At 72.2% G+C, this 19,020-nt stretch carries 22 protein-coding genes; all 22 read right to left on the bottom strand.

Translation table 11 applies throughout. The annotated features are described in order from the left end of the window. Positions 1-122: 122 nt before the first annotated feature. Positions 123-578, bottom strand: coding sequence for a PIN domain-containing protein (locus ET495_RS08270; protein WP_129204146.1), 456 nt, complete (start codon positions 576-578; stop codon positions 123-125). Beyond that, a complete protein-coding gene (locus tag ET495_RS08265) occupies positions 578-826 on the bottom strand; it encodes a type II toxin-antitoxin system Phd/YefM family antitoxin (protein ID WP_129204144.1) in 249 nt (82 codons plus the stop codon). The genes ET495_RS08270 and ET495_RS08265 overlap by 1 nt, the downstream gene beginning before the upstream one ends. A 77-nt stretch (positions 827-903) precedes the next feature. Further along, positions 904-2,349: an SCO6880 family protein gene (locus ET495_RS08260; protein ID WP_129204142.1), complete on the bottom strand. Its 1,446-nt coding sequence runs from the start codon at positions 2,347-2,349 to the stop codon at positions 904-906. Further along, positions 2,346-3,623, bottom strand: coding sequence for a conjugal transfer protein TrbL (locus ET495_RS08255; RefSeq protein WP_129204140.1), 1,278 nt, complete (start codon positions 3,621-3,623; stop codon positions 2,346-2,348). The genes ET495_RS08260 and ET495_RS08255 overlap by 4 nt, the downstream gene beginning before the upstream one ends. A 26-nt stretch (positions 3,624-3,649) precedes the next feature. Beyond that, positions 3,650-3,952: a DUF6112 family protein gene (locus ET495_RS08250; RefSeq protein ID WP_129204138.1), complete on the bottom strand. Its 303-nt coding sequence runs from the start codon at positions 3,950-3,952 to the stop codon at positions 3,650-3,652. Between the two features lie 27 nt (positions 3,953-3,979). Further along, complete coding sequence (locus ET495_RS08245) at positions 3,980-4,282, bottom strand: DUF6112 family protein (protein WP_245993375.1); 303 nt, start codon at positions 4,280-4,282, stop codon at positions 3,980-3,982. Further along, positions 4,279-5,475, bottom strand: a complete 1,197-nt coding sequence (locus ET495_RS08240) for a M23 family metallopeptidase (protein WP_245993374.1) — start codon at positions 5,473-5,475, stop codon at positions 4,279-4,281. The genes ET495_RS08245 and ET495_RS08240 overlap by 4 nt, the downstream gene beginning before the upstream one ends. Continuing rightward, positions 5,472-5,867: a hypothetical protein gene (locus ET495_RS08235; RefSeq protein ID WP_129204136.1), complete on the bottom strand. Its 396-nt coding sequence runs from the start codon at positions 5,865-5,867 to the stop codon at positions 5,472-5,474. The genes ET495_RS08240 and ET495_RS08235 overlap by 4 nt, the downstream gene beginning before the upstream one ends. Before the next feature lie 328 nt (positions 5,868-6,195). Continuing rightward, entirely contained in the window at positions 6,196-7,188 is a 993-nt protein-coding gene (locus tag ET495_RS08230; RefSeq protein WP_129204134.1) for a ParB/RepB/Spo0J family partition protein, read from the bottom strand. After that, positions 7,181-8,077 carry a hypothetical protein gene (locus ET495_RS08225; protein WP_129204132.1) on the bottom strand — a complete coding sequence of 299 codons (897 nt, stop codon included), beginning with the start codon at positions 8,075-8,077 and terminating at the stop codon, positions 7,181-7,183. The genes ET495_RS08230 and ET495_RS08225 overlap by 8 nt, the downstream gene beginning before the upstream one ends. After that, positions 8,074-8,469 carry a hypothetical protein gene (locus tag ET495_RS08220; RefSeq protein ID WP_129204130.1) on the bottom strand — a complete coding sequence of 132 codons (396 nt, stop codon included), beginning with the start codon at positions 8,467-8,469 and terminating at the stop codon, positions 8,074-8,076. The genes ET495_RS08225 and ET495_RS08220 overlap by 4 nt, the downstream gene beginning before the upstream one ends. Further along, complete coding sequence (locus tag ET495_RS08215; protein ID WP_129204129.1) at positions 8,466-9,371, bottom strand: bifunctional DNA primase/polymerase; 906 nt, start codon at positions 9,369-9,371, stop codon at positions 8,466-8,468. Before ET495_RS08215 ends, ET495_RS08220 begins: the two co-directional genes overlap by 4 nt. Positions 9,372-9,664: 293 nt before the next feature. After that, positions 9,665-11,029, bottom strand: coding sequence for an IS1380 family transposase (locus tag ET495_RS08210; protein ID WP_425471222.1), 1,365 nt, complete (start codon positions 11,027-11,029; stop codon positions 9,665-9,667). Between the two features lie 157 nt (positions 11,030-11,186). Continuing rightward, entirely contained in the window at positions 11,187-13,181 is a 1,995-nt protein-coding gene (locus tag ET495_RS08205) for an ABC transporter ATP-binding protein/permease (RefSeq protein ID WP_129186048.1), read from the bottom strand. Further along, the gene (locus ET495_RS08200; RefSeq protein ID WP_162616410.1) at positions 13,174-14,394 is read right to left on the bottom strand and encodes a peptidoglycan-binding protein; all 1,221 of its coding nucleotides are present in this window, start codon (positions 14,392-14,394) and stop codon (positions 13,174-13,176) included. The genes ET495_RS08205 and ET495_RS08200 overlap by 8 nt, the downstream gene beginning before the upstream one ends. A gap of 73 nt (positions 14,395-14,467) precedes the next feature. After that, positions 14,468-15,331 carry a hypothetical protein gene (locus ET495_RS08195; RefSeq protein WP_129186046.1) on the bottom strand — a complete coding sequence of 288 codons (864 nt, stop codon included), beginning with the start codon at positions 15,329-15,331 and terminating at the stop codon, positions 14,468-14,470. A 64-nt stretch (positions 15,332-15,395) separates the two neighbouring features. Beyond that, on the bottom strand, positions 15,396-15,620 hold the full coding sequence (locus ET495_RS08190; protein WP_129204125.1) for a hypothetical protein: 225 nt from the start codon (positions 15,618-15,620) through the stop codon (positions 15,396-15,398). Positions 15,621-15,800: 180 nt separating this feature from the next. After that, positions 15,801-16,397 carry a hypothetical protein gene (locus tag ET495_RS08185; protein WP_129204123.1) on the bottom strand — a complete coding sequence of 199 codons (597 nt, stop codon included), beginning with the start codon at positions 16,395-16,397 and terminating at the stop codon, positions 15,801-15,803. Positions 16,398-16,665: 268 nt separating this feature from the next. Further along, the gene (locus ET495_RS08180) at positions 16,666-16,857 is read right to left on the bottom strand and encodes a hypothetical protein (RefSeq protein ID WP_129188767.1); all 192 of its coding nucleotides are present in this window, start codon (positions 16,855-16,857) and stop codon (positions 16,666-16,668) included. After that, positions 16,841-17,362, bottom strand: a complete 522-nt coding sequence (locus ET495_RS17625; RefSeq protein ID WP_162616409.1) for an RNA polymerase sigma factor — start codon at positions 17,360-17,362, stop codon at positions 16,841-16,843. Before ET495_RS17625 ends, ET495_RS08180 begins: the two co-directional genes overlap by 17 nt. 65 nt (positions 17,363-17,427) lie before the next feature. Next, positions 17,428-17,643, bottom strand: coding sequence for a hypothetical protein (locus ET495_RS19675; protein ID WP_425356581.1), 216 nt, complete (start codon positions 17,641-17,643; stop codon positions 17,428-17,430). 575 nt (positions 17,644-18,218) lie between these two features. Beyond that, positions 18,219-18,965, bottom strand: coding sequence for an ABC transporter permease (locus tag ET495_RS08165; protein ID WP_129204121.1), 747 nt, complete (start codon positions 18,963-18,965; stop codon positions 18,219-18,221). Between the last annotated feature and the right edge of the window lie 55 nt (positions 18,966-19,020).

Genomic DNA, 19,020 nt, shown 5'->3' with positions numbered 1-19,020 from the left:
GCGACGAGCGCGGGCGCGAACGCGAACCGGTCCCGCCGGCGACGCGCCGCCCGCCACACCGCCGTCGGGAGCATGGGCAGGCGCGCCGTCGGCCCGGAGCGTCGTGCGGCCGTGGTCGTCTGCTATGCGGTGGTGGCGGGGCGGTCGGGAGAGAGGTAGAGCTCGACGCGGTCGGTGGTCCAGGTCGGGACGCCGGTGCCGAAGAAGTCCTGGTCCTCGGTCCAGACCGGGCAGGCCAGGGTGAGCGCGGTCGCGAGGATGGGCGCGTCGTCTGGGTCGCGCACGTCGATGCGCAGGTGCGCCTCGCCGAGCGCGCCGTGGTAGGTCTCGGCGTCGATCGGGTGGACGAGGTGCTCCAGGGCGTCGAGCGCGTCGAGGGCGGCCTTGAGCGCGTCTGGTGACCAGCCGCGCCGACCTGCGATCACCGGCAGGTGGCGGCGCGCGTCGGCGAACGCGACGGCGGGCGCGCACATCCAGGTCGGCCCGGCGTGCTCGGCGATGATGCGTCGTGCGCCGGCGCCGAGCACGGCACGCAGGGCGATGTTGGCGTCCAGGACGACCGCCGTGGCGGCCTCCATCACGTCTCCGATGCGCGCAGGTCCTCGAAGTCGCGCAGGGCGGCCTCGACGTCCTCGTCGGCCAGGAGCGCGTCCAGCTTCGCGGTCGCGGCGGCGAACACGGCCCGCTCGGCGGTCAGGTCGACCTTGACGGGGATGAAGAACCCGACCGTGTGCCCGTGACGCTGGACGGCGACGGGCGTGTCGGAGTCGACGTAGGTGGCCAGGTCCGCACGGAACCGGCGGATCCCGACGGGGGTGACGGACATGAGGGCCTCCCAGGCTGTGTACCGATGTGTACACATTACCGGGTCGTGTGCGGCGGGCGTGGTGTGCGTCGGCGCGGTCATGTTGCGCGTCCGAGGGGGAGGGCAGCGCAGACGAAGGCCTGGGCTTGCTGGCCCCATAGGCGGCGGGTCTCGCACGAGGACTGGATGGCCGCCTGCTCGACGACGGCGACGGCGTGTTCGAGGTCGGCGGGGTCGGCCGCGCTGACGGTGATGAGTCCGGTGGCGCGCAGGAGGCCGTGCCCTGCGGTCAGGTCGGCTTCTTGTTGGAGGACGTCGGTGTATTCGGCGGTGTGGGCGGCGTCTTCGGTCTGTCCGAGGCGGGCGCGTTGGGCGGCGTCGGAGAGGTGGCCGGTCTTGGCTCGGCGGATGGTGCGGGCGGCGACGTCGGCGCGCACGGGGGTGAAGTGCATGGTGAAGGTGTGCTGGACGCCGGTGGCGGCGAGCAGGGGTTGCAGGAAGCCGGGCGAGACGTACGAGCGGGGCCATTCGCTGATCCAGAGCACGGCGTGGTGCGCGGAGTCGGAGCGCAGGTGCGCCCACGTCTCGGTGACGGCGAGGGGTCCGGCGGTGGCGAGGTCGCGCCCGAGGGTGCCGTGACGTTCGAGGGTGGCGGCCACGGCCGGGTCGTACGCGGTGCGCAACGACACTGCGAGGTCGCCGGGGGTCAGGGTGGCGGTGGTGGTGATGTCGGCGGCGTTCAGGGCGAGGATCATCGCGTCGACCTCGTGGCGCAGGGCTGCGGCGGCGCCACTCAGGCCGCCGCCGGAAGTGCGGATGGTGCGTGCGGCGGCGCGGATGTCGAGGGTGAGCGAGATCGTCGAGGTGTGGCGTTGCCCGGCGGGTCCGGCACGTTCGATGAGCTGTTCGTAGGTTTGGGCGGCCCAGGATCCGTCGCGTGCTCCGTGGGCGTGCCACCAGTCGTGCAGGGGTTTGCCCGAGTCCGGGAGGGTGCGTTCGAGGACCTGCAGGTCGGCGATCCGTCCGGAGCGGCACGCGGCGGCGAGCGTGCGGGCCCAGGCGGTGACGCGGCGGTTCTGCTCGGTGGGGTCGAGGAGGACGAACGCGGGGTGGCGGACCTCGAGGATGGCGGTCAGGGTGCCGCGGTGGGGGTCGTGGACGTAGACGGCGCCGGTGTCGGGGTCGGTGACCTCGCGCAGGGCTGCGGCGTCCCCGGGCAGGGCGAGGGTTCCGGCGGGGCGCGGGCGGCCGATGCGGGCGCGGTAGGCGGTCTGCCCGGTCAGGGTGCGCCGGATCCAGCGGGCGGTCACGGGCGCCCACTCGACGGCGGTCCGCCCGCCCGCCGGGACCATGGCCGCACCGGCCAGCAGGGCGGCCAGGGGTGCGGCCAGGAGCGGGGCGCCGCCGCCGGTGTACAGGGCCAGCACCAGGAGGGTCGCGCCGGTCCCGGCGGCGATGAGGCGGGGTCCGGACAGGCCGAGGATGATCCCGCGGCGCGGCAGTCGGGAGAACGTGACCGGACGGATCTCGGGCTCGGTGCTCACCGGTGCGCCCCGTCCTGTGCGGCGTCGGCCCCGCGTGTGGACTGCCCGGCGACCCACGCGCCGGCCCGGGGTCCGGCGTCCGCGGCGGCCTTGGCCGCCATCGCCCCGGCGACGATCGGGCCTGCGGAACCGGCCGCGGCTGCCCCGCCGCCGGCGGCTGCGGCCGAGGTCCCGCCGCTGGCGGGCGCCGCGCTCGCCCCGGTGGTTGCGGCGTGCGCGGCCGCGTGCCCGGTGGGCACGCCCGGTGAGGAGGGTGCGGGCCGTGGCGTGGGGGTCGGGCCGCCGTCGGCGGTTGCGCCAGGGGTGCCGAGGATCCGCGGTGTCTCGGCGCGGTTCAGGAACCGGGCGGGGACGGGAACGGGCCGGTTGAGGGCCTGCTTGGCTTCTTGTTCGGCGGACATGGCGTGGTACATGTCGAAGCCCATGAAGGTGATGGCCTTGTAGGTCATGTAGGGCGCGAACCCGGCGACCAGGAGCAGCACGATCCCGCTCAGCGGGTCGGACAGGGAGGTCAGGTCGGCGGAGACGGGGGCGGTGATCTGCGCGGTGGCGAGCAGGAGGAAGACGACGACGACGATCTTCGAGACGATCAGCGCGATGACGACGTTGGCCCACCGCCCGACCCATCCGCGGGTCGAGTCCCAGGTGGCGCCCGCGAGGGCGACGGGGGCGAACGCGATGGCGACCAGCAGGAGGGCCTTGCGGATCAGGAGGCTGAGCCACAGGATCAGCCCCGCGCACAGGGTCACGCTGGACAGCAGCAGGACGACGAGGATCGCACCGCCGGGACCGCTGGCCGCGGTCAGGGCGGTGCCCGTGGTCAGCAGGGTGATGCGGTCGCCGACCTCGGTCAAGGTGGTGCCCGCAGCGTCGATCATGGCGGTGGCGACCCGGTCGGTGATCTCCAGCCCGGCGGCGATCACGGTCACCACGACGAACGACCCCAGGATCGACTTGCCCAGGCCGAGGGCGGCCCGGGTCATTGCGGCGGGTTCGCGGTGCAGCATGCCGGTGATGAGCTGGAGCAGGAAGAACGCGAGCATGACGAACACGGCGACGCCGAACACGATGTTGTAGACGCGGGTGAAGCCGTCGGTGGTGAGGTCGACGAACGTCGTCGTCTCGAACGCCGCCCACATGCCGCGCATCAGGTCGGCCGCTCCGGTCGAGACGGCTGCGGTCAGGCCCATCAGGAGGGACTCGACGGTGCCGGCGGCGGCGGTTGCGGCGGCGTCGCACACCGACGCCACCCCGGGGATCGAGCACAGGTCCATGAAAGCTCCTCTCAGGCGGTCGGGGTTCAGACGGTCTGGCCCACTCCCCAGAAGAAGTTGACGAGGGTGACCGCTGCCCCGCAGACGGCGGCTGCGGCGACGGCGACGATGACGCCGGTCTTGCCGCGGCTGGCGTAGGTGGGGTTGGAGGTGTTGGACCCGAAAGCCCACACGATCGCCGCGACGATCACCGCGAGCACGGCGAGGATCAGGCCGATCGTCATGACGGCGCCGACGATGTCGCGTAGCGCGGAGATGCCGGGCAGGCCGGTGGTGTTCGGGTCGATGGAGATGTCGGCCAGCACGGTGGTGGCACGGGAGGGGGTCATGGCGGTACTCCGTTCTCGGATGTCGGGCTACAGGTGGGCGCCGGTGTCAAGGAGCCAGTTGGTCCAGGCCAGGGCCCCGCCGGTCAGCGCGGCACCGGCCAGGGAGACCAGGACACCGGCCCTGGCCCGCGCCGCGCCTTGCCAGGACCCGGCGGCGGTGGCGATGGCCCACGCGGTCGCCGAGACGATCAGGACCGCGACTGCGACGAGGAGGGCGACGGTGAGCAGTGCGCCGAGCATCGAGACGAGCTGGTCGTCGGCGGCGACGGCGGTGAAGTCCGGGCTCACCCTCCCCGCGGGCACCCCGGTGACGCCCGCCCCGGTGCTCATGCGCGCACCGCTGGGGTCGTGCACGCCGCGAGGCCGGCGGGAAGGGAGGGGGTGGTGCCGCCGGTGGCGGAGGCCAGCCACGCGGTCGGGTCGATGGCCGGGTGGTCGAGGCCGCCGGGGCGGATCTCGAAGTGCAGATGGGGGCCGGTCGAGTTGCCGGTCGAGCCGACGTCGGCGATCCAGTCCCCGGCCGCGACGAGGTCCCCGACGCGGACGTGGGTGCCGTCGGCGGCGATGTGCCCGTACACGGACACGACGGCCTGTGCGTGCAGGTGGTGTTCGATCGCGACGGCGTTGCCCAGCCCGCCTCGGGGCCCGGCGGCGACGACCCGGCCTGCCGCGGTGGCAAGGATCGGGGTGCCCTGAGGGGCGGCGAGGTCGACGCCCTCGTGCAGGCGGCGCACGTGCAGGACCGGGTTGGTGCGCATCCCGAACCCGCTGGTGCGCACCCCCGTGTTGTCGGGCAGCGGGTAGCGCACGACCCCGACAGATGGGACCGGCGCCGGCCCCGCCGCCACGGTGTCCCCCGACGTCGCAGTTGGAGCATGGGACGCGGTGGTGAGGGCGTCGAGGATGGCCTCGGCGACGGGCTCGTATCGGGCGTACCGGTCCGGGAAGGCGGAGACCTCGACGCCCTGGGCTGCCTGCCCCGGCGAGAGGTCGCGCCAGCGGGGGAGGTCGAGCAGCCCGCGCGGGGTGCCGTGGTTCGGGCCGGTAGGCCCGCCGTAGAACGCGCGGGCCTGGTAGGTGACGTCCATGAGTTCGGCGACGGACCCCCACCCGGCGGCCGGGCGCATCTGGAAGATGCCGAGCGAGTCGTGATCGGACCCGTCCGCGTCGTGGGGCAGGGTGCCCGAGGCCGGGTAGGCGGTGGTGTTGGCGTAGTTGCGCAGCCCGGACTCGGTCAGGGCCGCCATCAGTGCGACCACGACGCCGTCACGTCCGACACCGGCAACGGTGGCGCCGACGTCGATCAGGGTGGCCGCGTGCTCGAGCTGGACCCGCCCCATCGTGATCGGGGTGCCGTCCGTGGTGCGGGCGGCGAGCATGTCCGGCACCGCCGTCACGGTCTGCCCGCGCCCGCAGGTCGGGGTGGCCTGGGCTGCCGCCATGAGGAGCAGCCCGATCAGGAGGGCCGGGGGCAGGACGACCGCGGTGGCGGTGGCAAGCAGGAGGCGGCGCACGGTGGTCACCGCAGTGCCGTGCCGGGTGCGCTCAGGCGCAGCACGTGGCAGGTCGGGTAGGTCGGCTCGCAGACCACGAACACGGTGAGCTCGACCGAGAACCTCTCCTGCACCGGGTCGCCTTCCCATACTCCGGCACGGTGCCTGACCCCGGTGAGGGTGACCGCGCTCGTCCCATCGGCGAGCGACCCGGGCGGGGCGTTCGCGACGATGCCCGCCCACGAGGCGGGGATCACGGCGTCGGTGACGGTGAGCCACTGGCGTGTCGCGTACCCGGCGAGGAAGTCCCACGCGGCGGCGGTAGGCAGGTAGGCGATCAGGTCATCGACAAGCCCCGGGGTCTCGATGCCGGACGGGTCGGCGACGTCAAGGATCCGCTGCCGGTACGCCTCCCGCGGCACGGACGCCGAGGTGTCCCACGCGAACAGGGCGGCCGCCAGTGTCCTGGCGAACAGGACCGGGTCCGTGGACGATCCGACCGGCGGCAGCGACAGGGAGGTGGCGTCATCGCCGGTGGCGACGACGCCACCTCCAAGGCCGGGGTCCCCGGGGCGGGCGCGCCGTCGACGACGCTGCCGTCGGGGGCGCCGGTGGCGGCGGCATCGGCCGCGGGGACGTGGCCCCTGTGGCTGTGCCACAAGAGGACAGCGGCCGTGAACACCAGCACGACGACGACGGCCGCGGCGACGGCGACGATGACCCGGCGGGTGCCCAGCCCGGTGGTGGTGTTCATGGCCGGACCCGGTGCGCGTCGGCGGCCTCCCGGCCAGCGCGGGCGACGACGGCGAACTTGTCGAACGCCTCACGCACCCGGTCGAACGTGCCCCACTCGACCTCGGACATGCCTCGCCCGATCGCGTCGGCGTCGAACCGTTCGGTCCACCCGTCCAGAGCGGTGATCGTGTCGAGGAACTGCCGGATCGTGCCCGCCCGCGGCCCCAGCACCCTCGCCGGGTGCGCTGCGGGCGGACGCGGGCGCCCCGCCCGATACGCCGGCCTCGACGGCGCCGGTGCGGGGCGCGGGCTGGTGACGATCCCTGCGACCTCCCGCCTGACCCGCTCGTACAAAGGCCCGACCGGGGCGCCGGCCTGGATGCGGCGCAGCGCCTCGCCCGCATGCTCACGGACGACGACGTCGCCGGTGGTGTCCTCACGCAGGTCGGTGAGCCAGGCGATCTGCTCGTACCGCTTGTACCCGGAGGTGCCGCCGACGAGGTGGGCCGCCTTGTGGCGCGAGTCGAGGTGCCCGTGCGGTTCCGGCGTTTCGCCGGAACCGCCGCCACCAGCAACGACGTCGCCGCGAGCGTCGTCGCCGTGGTCCGGTGCGTGTGGGGTGGTGCCGAACCGGGTGGCGGCCTGCCGTCGGGCGGCGTCCTCCTCGAACACGGCCTTGGCCTCCCGGTACAGGTCGGCCTTCTCCAGGACGGTCAGCGGCTTGACGGTGGCGACGTCGTCACGCTGGGCGAGCAACAAGGTCAGGTCCGAGGAGATCCCCGACCGCACCCACGCGCGCACCGTGCGGTGCCCGAGCCGCTTGAGCGCCTCGAGGCGGCGCTGCCCGCACACCAGGACGCCGTCCGGTGTGATCGTGATCGGCTGGATCAGCCCGAGCCGGCCGATCGACGCGGCCAGGGTGTCGATGTCGCCGAGGTCGACCCGGTACCGGCGCCCGACCCGGATCGAGTCGATGGCCCGCTCGATCCCCGGCACCACCTCAACCACGACGCACCCCCGGCGTGGCCGGGGCCGGGGAAGAACCGGTCAAGACGGCCGCGATGATCGGATCGGCAGCCAGTTCCTCGACACTCTCGCCGAGCAGGCACCGCAGCAGCAGCCCACGGCCCGCGGCGCTGACCTCGGGGCGGCGCGGGTCGCCCAGCACGGCGGTCAGCAGCGCCACCCACGACGGCTTGGCCAGGTCGAGCAGGACGAGAGCATGGCTGTCGCGGCGCAGCTTCGCGAACGCGCCTCTGCGGTCGGGGAGCGTCGCGAGACGCTCGGCGACGTAGTCGATGCCGAGCCCCGCGGTTCCCGCCGGCCATCCGTGCGCGACGAGCACGCTCACGGCGGTGTCGAGCGCGGCCCGCACCTCATCGGGCTCGACATCCCCGACACGGCAGCGCAGCACCTGCGGTTCCAGGGCGGGGGCCGCGATGCTGTCGCCGAGCAGGTCCCAGGCCGTCTCGTCCCAGCGTTGCGCGGCATGCACGGGCGTCTCGCTGCGGTGGCGGGCGGACCGCTCCGAGCACAGGCGTTCCTCGGCGAGCGCGTCGGCCTTGAGCATCGACCCGACCGCCGTCGTCACCAGCGCCCACGGGTTCGTCGCGGTCACGGTCGCCGGGTTGCGCAGCTGCAGGAACGCGGCCACGACAGCGTCGTGCGGGGTCCGCCCGTACCGGCGCGCCAGCCACGCATACTTTCGCTCGCACACCCGCATCAGCTCTGCCGCCCGCGGATCCGACGCCCACGACCGGCGACCATCACGGCCCAGGTCCGCCAGCACCACCCGCAGCTGCTCGGCGTCGGTCAGGTCCACGCCGCCGCCATCCACGCCGACGCTATCCACGCCGACGCGGTCCACGGTGGCGAGGCCGGCGTCGTCGCCGTTCACAGGTCCACCGCCGACGTCGAACGGGTCGCGGCGGACGGCGACGGCGTCGCCTGCGGTGCTGTCCGGGCGGCGCGGTGCTGACGGATCGCGCGCACGGAGGTGCGGGGGATGGCGTAGGCGTGCCGCATGACGGCCCGTTCGAGCGAGATCCCTCGCCCGACGAGCGCCTGGGACCCGAGCACCGACAGGTCCGCCAGCCGGGTCCACTGGTAGTCGCCCGTGACACGGGCATGGGACGCGAGCGTCCCACCGGTCAGGCGGCGGCGGGACGGGTCGCGGTGCACGGCCATCGGGTCGGGCAGGCTCACCTTCGACGCCGCGTGTGGGGCTGTCATCGTCGGGAAGGGCTGGAACTGCGGTGGTCGGCCAGGCTGGTACGGGGCGGGGATCACGTCGACACCTCCGGGGTCGGGGCCGGGCGCAGACCGCCCGGAGCGGGCAGGGCAGCAGTGCGGCGGAAGGCCGAGCGGATCGTCGCCTCGACCTCCCGCCGCGGAAGGCCGGCGTGCTGCGCGGCCTCGGCAAGAGCGCCCACCGTCGAGGGCAGGTCGAACCCGCCCTCGACCATCCGGCAGGACGCCCAGAACAGCCCGGCGTTGCGCCCGCCCTCCGGGCGGCTCGCGACCCAGGCCGCCAACCGATCCGGCGAGGCACCCACCCCAGGCAGTACGCCCGCACCCGACGGTGACGGCGTCGGGCGCGGGGGATCGAGGAACGCCCGCAACGCGCCGGCGTCCACCGGATGCGGGTCGCGGCCAGACACCGCGACCAGCTCGTACCGACGCGGCCCGACCGGCGTCAGGCACCACGACGGCGGCGCGACCACATACCCGCCGTCCCCGCGGAAGTCGATGTGCGTGCGCGGCGACTGCCACGACCTCTGTTCAACCCCCGCAGAGTGCGGGAAGTAGGCGTGGATCCCGCCCGAGGGCGTGCGCACCACCACCGACCACCCCGCCACCAGGCCGCCGCGGCGGGCCCGCTCGAACGCCGGGAACCCCGACGAACCCGGGTGCAGGTCCACATCGACGACGTCGAACCCCGATCGCTCACCGGTCGGCACGCCGATGTTCGCGTCCGGACGACGCCGCCACCACGCCGCGACCTGGTCGACGTCGGTGGTCGCGTCCAGGAACCCGCGCTGCGTCAGCGGCTGCTTACCCGTCGGCGCGCACGGAAACACAGGCACCCCGGCCCGCGCCAGCGAGGCCGCGGCCGCCGGCAGCGAGGGCGCGGCGGCGGCACGACGCAGCGGTGAGAGCCGCGACGAGGTGAGGTCGGCCGGTGTTGACATGCCCACCACGCTCGGCCGCCACCGTTACCGCGAACGCACGGCGTACGGCACCACGTACGGACCACGTACGGAGCGTCCGACTGGCGTCAGTGCAGGTCAGGCGCCGTACGTGAGGTGCTCGCGCAGGACGCGCCTCGACCTGAGCCTGAATCCACCGTCGATGGTTCTTGATGGTCGTCGGTGGCGTTTCGGGGAGCGTGGTTGTGGATAACCGGAGATGGGCGTGCGGAACCCGCCGCTCTGGACGGCTCTTCCACTGCGGTTCTCCGGTCGTGCCCGTCGGGGCTGGGTGGTCAGGACGTTGCTGGGGCGGGTGGGCCGACGGCGTGGTCCCACAGGCTGGTCCACGCGGCCTGCCAGGGCCACCGGTCGGGGAGGTGCATGACCAGCCGCCTCCCGGTGGCCGCGAGGCGGGCCGGGGTGGAGATGATCGTGCGGAGCATGGTGGCCATGCGGGCCTTGCCCGTGCCGGCGGCGACGGCCGCGGCGCGGGAGATGTTGAACGCCATGGCCGCGAAGGCGAGCCAGGCGGCGTTCGCGGCGAACTTCCCCGAGGGCAGGTGGGCCAGGGGGCCGGCCTTGAGCTCGGCGATGACCTGCTCGACGATCGCATGCCCTCGGTGATACCGGTCTGCTTCTACCGCGGGCAGGGTGGTGTTGGTGATGAAGGCGTGGTGGCGGTAGACGTCGAACAGTTCGCCCTGCCCGGTGGCGGGCGCCTGCCCGAGCCGCTTCACACGCCGCACGACCAGCCGGCAGACCACCTGCTCGGACTTCTTCTTGGAGACGAACGCGGTGAACGAGGTCTCGGCGACCTCGGCCTCGGAGACCCACTGCCCGGTCTCCTCGTCGAGGATCGCGTTCGGGTACTGGATCGCGGTCCACGCCTGCTCGGGGATCTGGGAGATCGCCGTGGTCACGGTCCTCCACGCCGGGATCGTGAAGGAGAACCACGCCCCCGCCTTGAGCGCGGCTGCGACGTTCTTGGCCGTGGCGAACGCGGAGTCCCCGCGCACCCACACCCGCTGGGCGGGGCCGGTCACCGCCTTGACGGTCGTCAGGGTTCGCTTGAGGTGCCAGTCGGCGCTCTTGCCCGACCTCGTCGACCCCTGACGCAGCGAGCACTCCGCGATCAGCGGCGCCGTGGACGGCGTGCTGATCGTCGTGATCATCGCGTTCAGCCCGCGCACCCCGGAATACCCGAACCCGGCACCATCCTTGGCGTACCCGTGGACCTCGCGGATCGTGTCGTCCACGTCGACGAACACCAGGTCGTCCTCCCCGACCAGGGCGGGGACCTTCGCGGCAAGCCCGCCCAGCAGGCGACGGTGCGCGGCGTGCAGTTGCAGCACGTGCCCGTGGGTGAACGAACGCAGGAAAGTCCCGATCGTCGACGGCGCCCGCACCGGACCCAGCACCCGGGCGGTGCCACCCGCGCGCAGCAGGTTCAGGTCATCGATGCTGTCCGCCCCGGCCAGCATCCCCGCAACCACCGTGCGCACCTTCGCCGCCAGGTTCGCGGCCGGCAGCGTGCACGCCTCGTCGATCGCCTCGGACAACCCGGCCGACTCGGCCAGTTCCAGCACCGGTACCAGGCCTGCTGCGGACACGAGTTTGGGATCGTCGAACACCGGCACGACGCCGTGGCATGCTCTCACTTACCGGGTGCCCCTCTGCTTGGACTGATGCTGTCTTCGCAACCAACATCATCCCAGTCAGCGGGGCACTCCGGCGATCTAGGCCCGGCGCGCCACACCGTCCACGGACCCGCCGCGGATCGGGGCTGAAGCTAACGCAATCCGTCCGGTTCGACGGTCAGATGCGGACGGCGTCGGCGGGCTGGGTGCGGGCGGCGATGACGGCCGGGAAGGACGCAGCGGCGAGCGAGAAGACAAGCACCGCGGCGAGGGGGATGAGCGCCAACTTGGGGTCGAAGACCGGCTGCCAGCGGGCGACGGCGGTGACGACCATGATGGCGGCGAACCCGACCGCGAACCCGAGTCCGGCACCGAGCAGCCCGAGCACCCCGCATTCGGCGACGACCAGCCCGACGAGTTCGCCGCGCCTGGATCCCAGTGCTCGGCGTAGCCCGAACTCCGGGATTCGGCTCGTCACCGACAAGATGTTGACGAGGACCACCCCGGCGAGTCCGGCGAGGGACGCGACGACGGCCAGCACCTGCAGGGCCACGGACACCGATGCTTCGAGCTGGCCGCGGTAGGCGTCTGCGCCGAGTACGGGGTCGACGGTCAGGCGATGCTCTTCGAAGGGGTCGGCGAGCAGGCCGATCCGGGTGGCGAGCAGGCTGGCGGCGCCGGGCTCGGTGAGGGCGAACACCGTGGTGGTGTAGGACGGTGGCAGCCCGGAGACGGTGTCCGGGGTGACGAAGGCGGCGCCGACGGCGGTCCCGGGACGGGCTTCGGTGAGGATCCCGGACACGCGCAGCCGTTGGCCGGCGATGGTGATCTCGGGGCTGAGGTCGAGCTGTGTGACGCCGAGCCGTTCGGCCAGGACTTTGCCGAGCACGACCTCCCCGGGCCGCAGATGCGTGTCGGCCGAGGTGGCCCAGCGGATCCGCGCGTCCGAGCCCGACGCCGGGGTCGCGTCGACGGCGTTGAGCTGGGCGTCGGTGGCGGCTACCTCGCCGTTGCTCATCGCGATGAAGTCCCATTGCCGCCACCGCTCGGCTGCCGTCACGCCGGGGAAGGCGCGCACCGAGTCGATGTCGAGGTCCCAGCGCGGGGTGCCGGTGTCGTGGGTGAACGTCGCGGTCACCTGCGAGGCGCGGCGAGCGTCGAACATGGCCGTGACCTGGGTGGCCGCGCTCTGCGAGAGCCCGAGTGCGGTCACCGTGAGGGCGACGGCGAGGGCAGCGGCGAGCATCCCGGCCCGCGTCCGTCCCGGCCCCGCCGCGAAGCCCTGCCGCACGAAGCGTGCCGTGCGGGCGACCTGCCGACGGATCCTGCGAGACGTTCTCGCACCGGCGGGCAGGGCCGCGTGGCGCTCGGGGACGACGCCCGATGAGGCCAGCACCTTCTCGTGCCGCGCGCCCCCGGTGCGGTCACCGGTGTCCGACACCACCCGTCCGTCGCTGAGCGTGATCACACGGTCCAGCAGGGCGGCGATGTCGGGCTCATGGGTGACGACGACGAGCGCTGCGCCGTGCTGGCGGGCGCGCAGGCGCAGCAGCTCGATGATCTCGGCGGACTGCGTGGTGTCGAGGTTCCCGGTGGGCTCGTCGGCCAGCCACAGCCGGGCTCCGCGCACCAGCGTGCGCGCGATGGCTGCCCGCTGCATCTCCCCACCGGACAGGGTCGAGGCGCGCGCGTCGGCGCGGTGGCCGAGGTCGACGTCGGCCAGTGCGGCGTCGACGCGGGAGGTGAGGGATCGTTCGTCGCCGTCCCAGGTGGCGGCGTAGCGCAGCCCGAGTGCGACGTTCTCGCGGACGCTGAGCCCGCCGATGAGGTGCGAGCGCTGGAAGACGAACCCGAGCGCCGCCGCCCGCCACGCGGTGCGGGTCGCGTCGTCGGTGCGGGTCAGCGGCTGCCCGTCGACGACGACCGTGCCCTCGTCCGGGGCGTCGAGCAGGCCGAGGATGTTGAGCAGAGTGCTCTTCCCGCTGCCCGAGCGCCCCACGATCGCCACGGTCTCACCAGGGGCGATTGTCAGGCTCACGCGGTCCAGCGCGACCGTGTCCTGCCCGAAGCGCCGTGTGACACCGTCGAGCCGGATCAGTGCTTCGCTCGCCTGGTCCACCGCCCGTACCTGGCGGCAACCCTCGCCGAGGTCGGCGCCGCGTGCCTCACCCATCGGTGGCGTCCGCCGTGTCCGCGGGAGCACCTGCGGCTTCCGGGCCGATCCGCACGCTCGCCCCCGCTACCAGCCCGGCATCCGGGTCGAGCGCCTCCACCGCGGCCACCCCGCCCTGTTGCCCCGCGACCGTCACGGCCACCTCCCGGAACGAGTCCCCGTCGGCGACGTACACGCTGGACACCCCGCCGCGCGAGACGACGGCGGTCACAGGCACGAGCAACCCGGCCTCATCCTCACCTGCGGGGTTCTCGATGGTCACCGTGTAGGTGATGCCCGCACTGATGACGCCCTCGGACACGGTCAGCACGATGCGCGCATCACCAGTCTCCGCGTCGTGGTCGATAGCCGTGACACTCGCCCTGGCATCCCCCTCGTCGCCGGCGAACACGGCCTCGGCACCGACAGCGAGCACACCAGCCGACGCCCCCGGCACGGTCGTGGCAAGGACAAGGTCCCCGACGGTGACGTCGAAGACCGCGGCACCTTCAGCCAGCTGTGAGCCCACAGCGGCCAACGACCGCACCGTCGCGGGCAGCCCGCCAACCATGAGCACCTCAGAGCGCAGCACCCGCGGCCCGCCCGGCACCGTGCGCGTCCCGGCCGGGTCCGGGACGTCGGCCGGGACGGCGTCAGCCGGAACGCCCTCGGCCTCCGCGGCGTCGCCGCCGCCCGCCGCAGCGCCGGCTTGAGGGTCAGCGGCGGGCGGGACGGGGACCTCCACAGTGGCCCGCGGCACCTCGTACCCCGCAGCCTGGTACATCGCCTTGACCGCCGCCTGCGTCCGCGGCCCGTAACTCCCGTCGGTGCGCCCCGCGAAGAACCCGGCAGCACGCAGCCCTTCCTGCAACGCGGCGACATCATCGCCTTGATCACCCGGCTCGATGTCGCGGTACAACGGGAAGTCGCCCGGCAGCACGAACAACGGCCGACCATCCACCCGCAGTACAGGAGCACCGGGCCGCAGCACATCACCAGGGGCGACCACCTGGGCGGTGACCACTCCCGTGAGCGCCGCAGGCGCCACCTGCGAACGCACCTGCTGCGGCTCCACCGTCACCGCGATCGTGACCGCGCCGTGCAAGTACCCGGCCCGCACGACGGCAGTCAGCGGGGCCGGGGCAGGCGGCTGAGCGTTCGCCGCCGCCTGATCAGGCGACTCCAAGCGGGCCGCCGCAGCCCACGCCCCCACCCCGACAACGACGAGCGCCAAGAGCGCCACCAACCACCTACGCACTCAACTCTCCCTCGTCACGCCGACAGGGCCCGCCCGGGTCGCCCACAGCTCAACCACCGAGCTCCGCAATGACGGCGTCGACGCCCTTCTGATACTCGACATACTCCGCGCGGGCAGCCTCGAACCCCTCGATGTCGGCGCCGATGGCCGCCAGTTCCGCGGTTGTCCGCGAGACGTGCACCGCCCGGTCGTATCCGCTTGTAGTGCGGCAGTGCGCGTCAGCTACTGCGATGCCGCGTTCCCACTCGGAGGCAGCGACCGAACCGCTGTCCGACTCGTCCTGACCCGTCGGCGATGCAGCGTTCCTGATCGAGTCAGTAGGCATGAGCTGAGGCCGATCCGGAAGGTCGATCAGGCCAACGGGAGCCATGCACTCGCGCCATCGGGTGGTCGCCTGAGCCACAGCGTCGTCGTCCTCGACCCCCATCCAGGCCGTGGCTTCGATGGCGTTGAGCAGTCGCTGCGGAGCGACGCCAAGTCGCTCATCGGCTCGCTGCCCGCACTCGACCATCCGGGCCTGAATCTCAGCGGTGATCGTGACCGAGTCAGGTATGGCAGTGTCGGGCTGCGGGATCGTCCGTAGTTGCGGGTAGCCGAACTGCTGTGCGATCTCCTCGGTGAACACGATCTGCATCGTGCGTTCGTCGAATGTGGGGTTCGTGTCCTCACCGGGCCGAGAGGGACGGTACTCGACCACCCCGGCCAGGCACTCGCGTCCGAGCAACTCCCGGGCGTAGATGTCGTCAGGATCACGAAACTGCGGGACCAGCGCGTACACGGGGGTTGTCGTCTCACGGTCGATGTCATAGCCGTAGCGGGCCGCCACCTCTTGGGCCGTGAGAGCTTCGCTGCTCGATGCGGGACTCTGCTCGCACGCGGTGATCAGACCGCCTGCGAGCAGAGCCCCAGCCATCACGAGAATGGCCGGGACTCTGTGCCGTGTCATGTCTTTGCTTGTCCTCTTCCTGGGCCGACTCCTACTGGAACCGGGCAGACTCGATCCGGTTGGCGAACGCGATCGGGGTCGCGTCCGTCCCGTTCGAGAGGTTCGGATCCCGCCACTGGCCCCCGATCACCGGGTTGCCCAGGAAGACGACGGCTCCGCTGTAGTCCAAGTTGTCGTAGAAGTACGCCATCTTCTTGGTGCCGTTGTTGACGATGGAGTTGATCTTGTTGCGGGAGGTGGAGAGTTTGACTTCCATCGAGAACGACGAGTTGGGGCTTCCGGAGCAGCGGTCTCTTGATGGTGCTCATTGCTGTCCCTCCTTGCCGAGTGACGCCGGGTATCTGACCCGGTGTGAGCGTGGCCGGTTGGCCCGCTCACCCTGTACGTGACATCTGGGCCTCGGATTTACGCAGGATTCCGTATGGCGTGCGTCACATCACGGGCCGGGTGTCCCGATCGTGTCGACCATCCCGGTGCTCAGCCAGACCTCGAACCCGGTCACCGTGGGTTCCGTGACGTCGAGTGCCGGGTCGGTGACGGTGATGGTCTCGGTGCCAATGAGCTGACCGGTGGTCGTCGAGACGTGGAGCACGAAGACCTGGTGCGCGCCCGTGTCGGGCCGGTCCCAGGCGATGGCGAACCCGTGAGCGGGTCGCCCGTCGCGTGCCGTGGTGAGCCCGAGGAGACGGACAGCGGGCTCGTCGGCGAGGACCTCCCACATGGCGGCGGCGAGGTCGGACGGGATGACGTAAAGACCATGAAGGTCCGCGATCTGGGCGGCGAGTGTCCAGGCTCGCTCCGCAGCGCTTGCGGTGGCAGGCAACGCCGAACGGTCCAGGAGGGCTACTCGAAGGGTCTGCGGGTCGCGGGGCAGCGTGTCGGGCAGGTGCGGGTCGAAGGTCCCTGCTTCGGCGGTGTCGGTGGACTCCAGGACACCCGGTGCTGGGGTGTCGGTCGACTTGAGCAGACCGTCCAGGTCGAGGGGGCGCCGCGTGACTGGTCCATGCGGGCCGACCCGTCTGGTCCCAGCCACATTTGCGTGACGGTCGGGACCAGGTCGGCCTCGACGTCGTCGCCCGCGTCCACGGACATCAGCCATCCCGAACGTGCGACATAGTGCACGTCGCCCGTGCCCGACAGCGGGTAGTTCCGTGCGGCTAGCGCCGCCTCGCGGAGCTCCTCGTGTGCGCCGGGAGCATCAGCCGCGCCCTGCGGGGTAGCGATGGTGTACTCCAGGGGCGCCGGGAACGCCATCGCAGGAGCCGACCCGAACACCATGGTCATCGCGAGCGTGACCGCAGTCACCACGGCGGCCGCCGACGCCAGCCACGCCCCCGCGTGACCTTGCGGCGCCGATCGGCGGCCCGGATCCGCCACAGCATCCGCTCGACGTCGTCGGGGTCCGGGAGGTGCTCGGCAGGCAACGGCAACACGCCTTGCTCGCGAAGGAGCGCGCGCAGCTCGGCGACAACCTGCTCATCGTCCGAGGCCACGACCGCTCCCTTCCATCTGCGTGTTGACCAGCGCCATCTCGGTGTCGCCGGATGCCATCTCGGTGTCGGCGAGCGGGCGCATCCGCCGCAGCGCGCGGGTGACCCGCGCACTGATCGTCGAGGTCGGGTGCCCCAGGATCATCCCCACCTCGGCGAGGGTGAACCCGCAGATCGCCACCAGGTACACCGACGCCCGTTCATGCACGGGCAACTCGCCGAGCCAGCGCTGCACCCGGTCCGTGGCCACGACGTCGTCGACGGCCGCAGACGCGCCAGGCGGCTGGGCCGCGACGGCATCCACGACGCACCGGTCCCGGTCGCGGGCGCGGTACAACTCGAGGACCTTCTTGTGGGCGATCCCGAACACCCACGCCCGGCACCGGTCCCCCGTTGGCGGGCGGTCGCCCCAGCGACGCCACGCCACCGTGAGTGCCTCAGAGACGACGTCGTCGACATCGTTCGGGCCGACCTGGCGCAGCACGTACCCGTGAAGACAGGAGTACACGCAACGCGCAAACTCCTCGAAACCGTCGAACTCAGTCTGAGGACCAGGGCCGTGACGGAAGCGATCTAGCACGACGTCGTGGTCAAGAACCGCACCGATCCGGCGGGCACCGACACCGACGCAGACTGCACCCCGGCCGCGAAGCACTGGGACGTGCCGGTGCCCGCAGCACCCGAGAACACGCGGACGGCTCGCCCAGACCGGTTCCACACCGACTTTGCGCTCGACAATCCAGTCACGTTCTGGTTGCCAGTCGTGCCGTAGAACGTACCGGCATACATGCTGCCCGACCACAGGCAGAAGCGACCGGCAGCACACGAAGCCGAACTCAAGGGCATCACTTCCGGCGCAGATGCCGCCGCAGGGGAGGCAAGACCGAACGACAGCGTGCACAGAACAAGCAGGGCTGCGGCGAGTCGAGGAAGGCGGATGGGCGGACGGCGCATCGAACGGAGCATGGTCGAGTCTCCGACACGCGGCCCGCCCGATGCCGTGCTGACGCTGACCGAACGGTTCGACAAGCGGGAGATCGCTCGGGCGCGGTGGCGGTCAGCCAGTTGTCCGCTCGCGCTGGTCGACCTCGGCCTTCAGATGATCCGTCAAGAGCGACTGGGCAACCTGAGGCGAGAGCCTGCCGCACCGCCAGTGCCGCGATCGCCTGCCCGAAGCCTCTTCACCCACAAGGTGACAGGGCTTCACCGCGGACCAGTCCATGCCAGAGGTACCCATTTTCGCAGATCAGCGGCCACACCCGCGGCTCTCGGGCACAAGACAGACCCACCCGGACAGCCGCCGAGCGGTGGATTTGGGCTGAGTGTGCGTCGCGGAGGCGCTGTCCAGATTGCAGTGGGCCTGCTCAGCCCGGGGGTGCCATAGGTCTGGTCGGGGTCGGCGCGATGGCGGTCAGTAGCAGGACGGCAGTCACGGCCCCTGCAGCGAGAATGGCAGCAAGCACGACGATCTGGAAGCGTCCGGCCTCGACCGGAGATGCGCCACCGAAGATCGCGCCGACGAACGCCCCCGGCAAGGTGACCAGCCCGGTGGTGCGGGTCTGGTCGATGGCCGGGACGAGGGCCTCGGCGACAGACTCGCGTGCGATGACCGCCGTCGCCTGTCGGCGTGTGGCCCCGAGTGCGAGCCAGGCTTCGACCTCGGCCCAGCGCAGGCGGAGACTCGATGCCAGCCGGCGTCCCGCGAGCGTGGCCGTCGTCATGGACCCGCCGATGACGATGCCTCCGAGCGCGAGCGTGTACCGGGGTGTCGCGTCGATGGCGCCGGTGCCGAACGCCGTGCCGAGTGCAACGGCCACGCCGACGCCCATCGCTGCGACGACGGGAACGGCTCGTGACGGGCCCAGTCCGAGACGGCGTGCCACGGTGACGGACGCGACGGCGAACATCACGGTCATCGCCAGGGCCACCCAGCGTGCGTCGCCGATGACGCCGCGCAGCACCAGGCTGATCGCGGCGAGCTGCAGGGTGCCGCGCAGCACGGCCTTGCCAGGCGCCCACGGTCGCGGCACCCGCGCCCACCACAGCACCGTCGCCGTGATCACGACCAGGAGTGCTACTCCGGCCACGGCACGGACGAGCGTCTCAGTCATGGCCACATCCTGACGCCGGTCGGTACGCCGACGTGCGCCGGGGGTGGAGTGTGCG

This window comes from Xylanimonas allomyrinae, assembly GCF_004135345.1.
Taxonomy (GTDB): domain Bacteria; phylum Actinomycetota; class Actinomycetes; order Actinomycetales; family Cellulomonadaceae; genus Xylanimonas; species Xylanimonas allomyrinae.
Note: the sequence above shows the minus strand (reverse complement) of the source record. Positions and strands in the feature narration are given on the sequence as shown.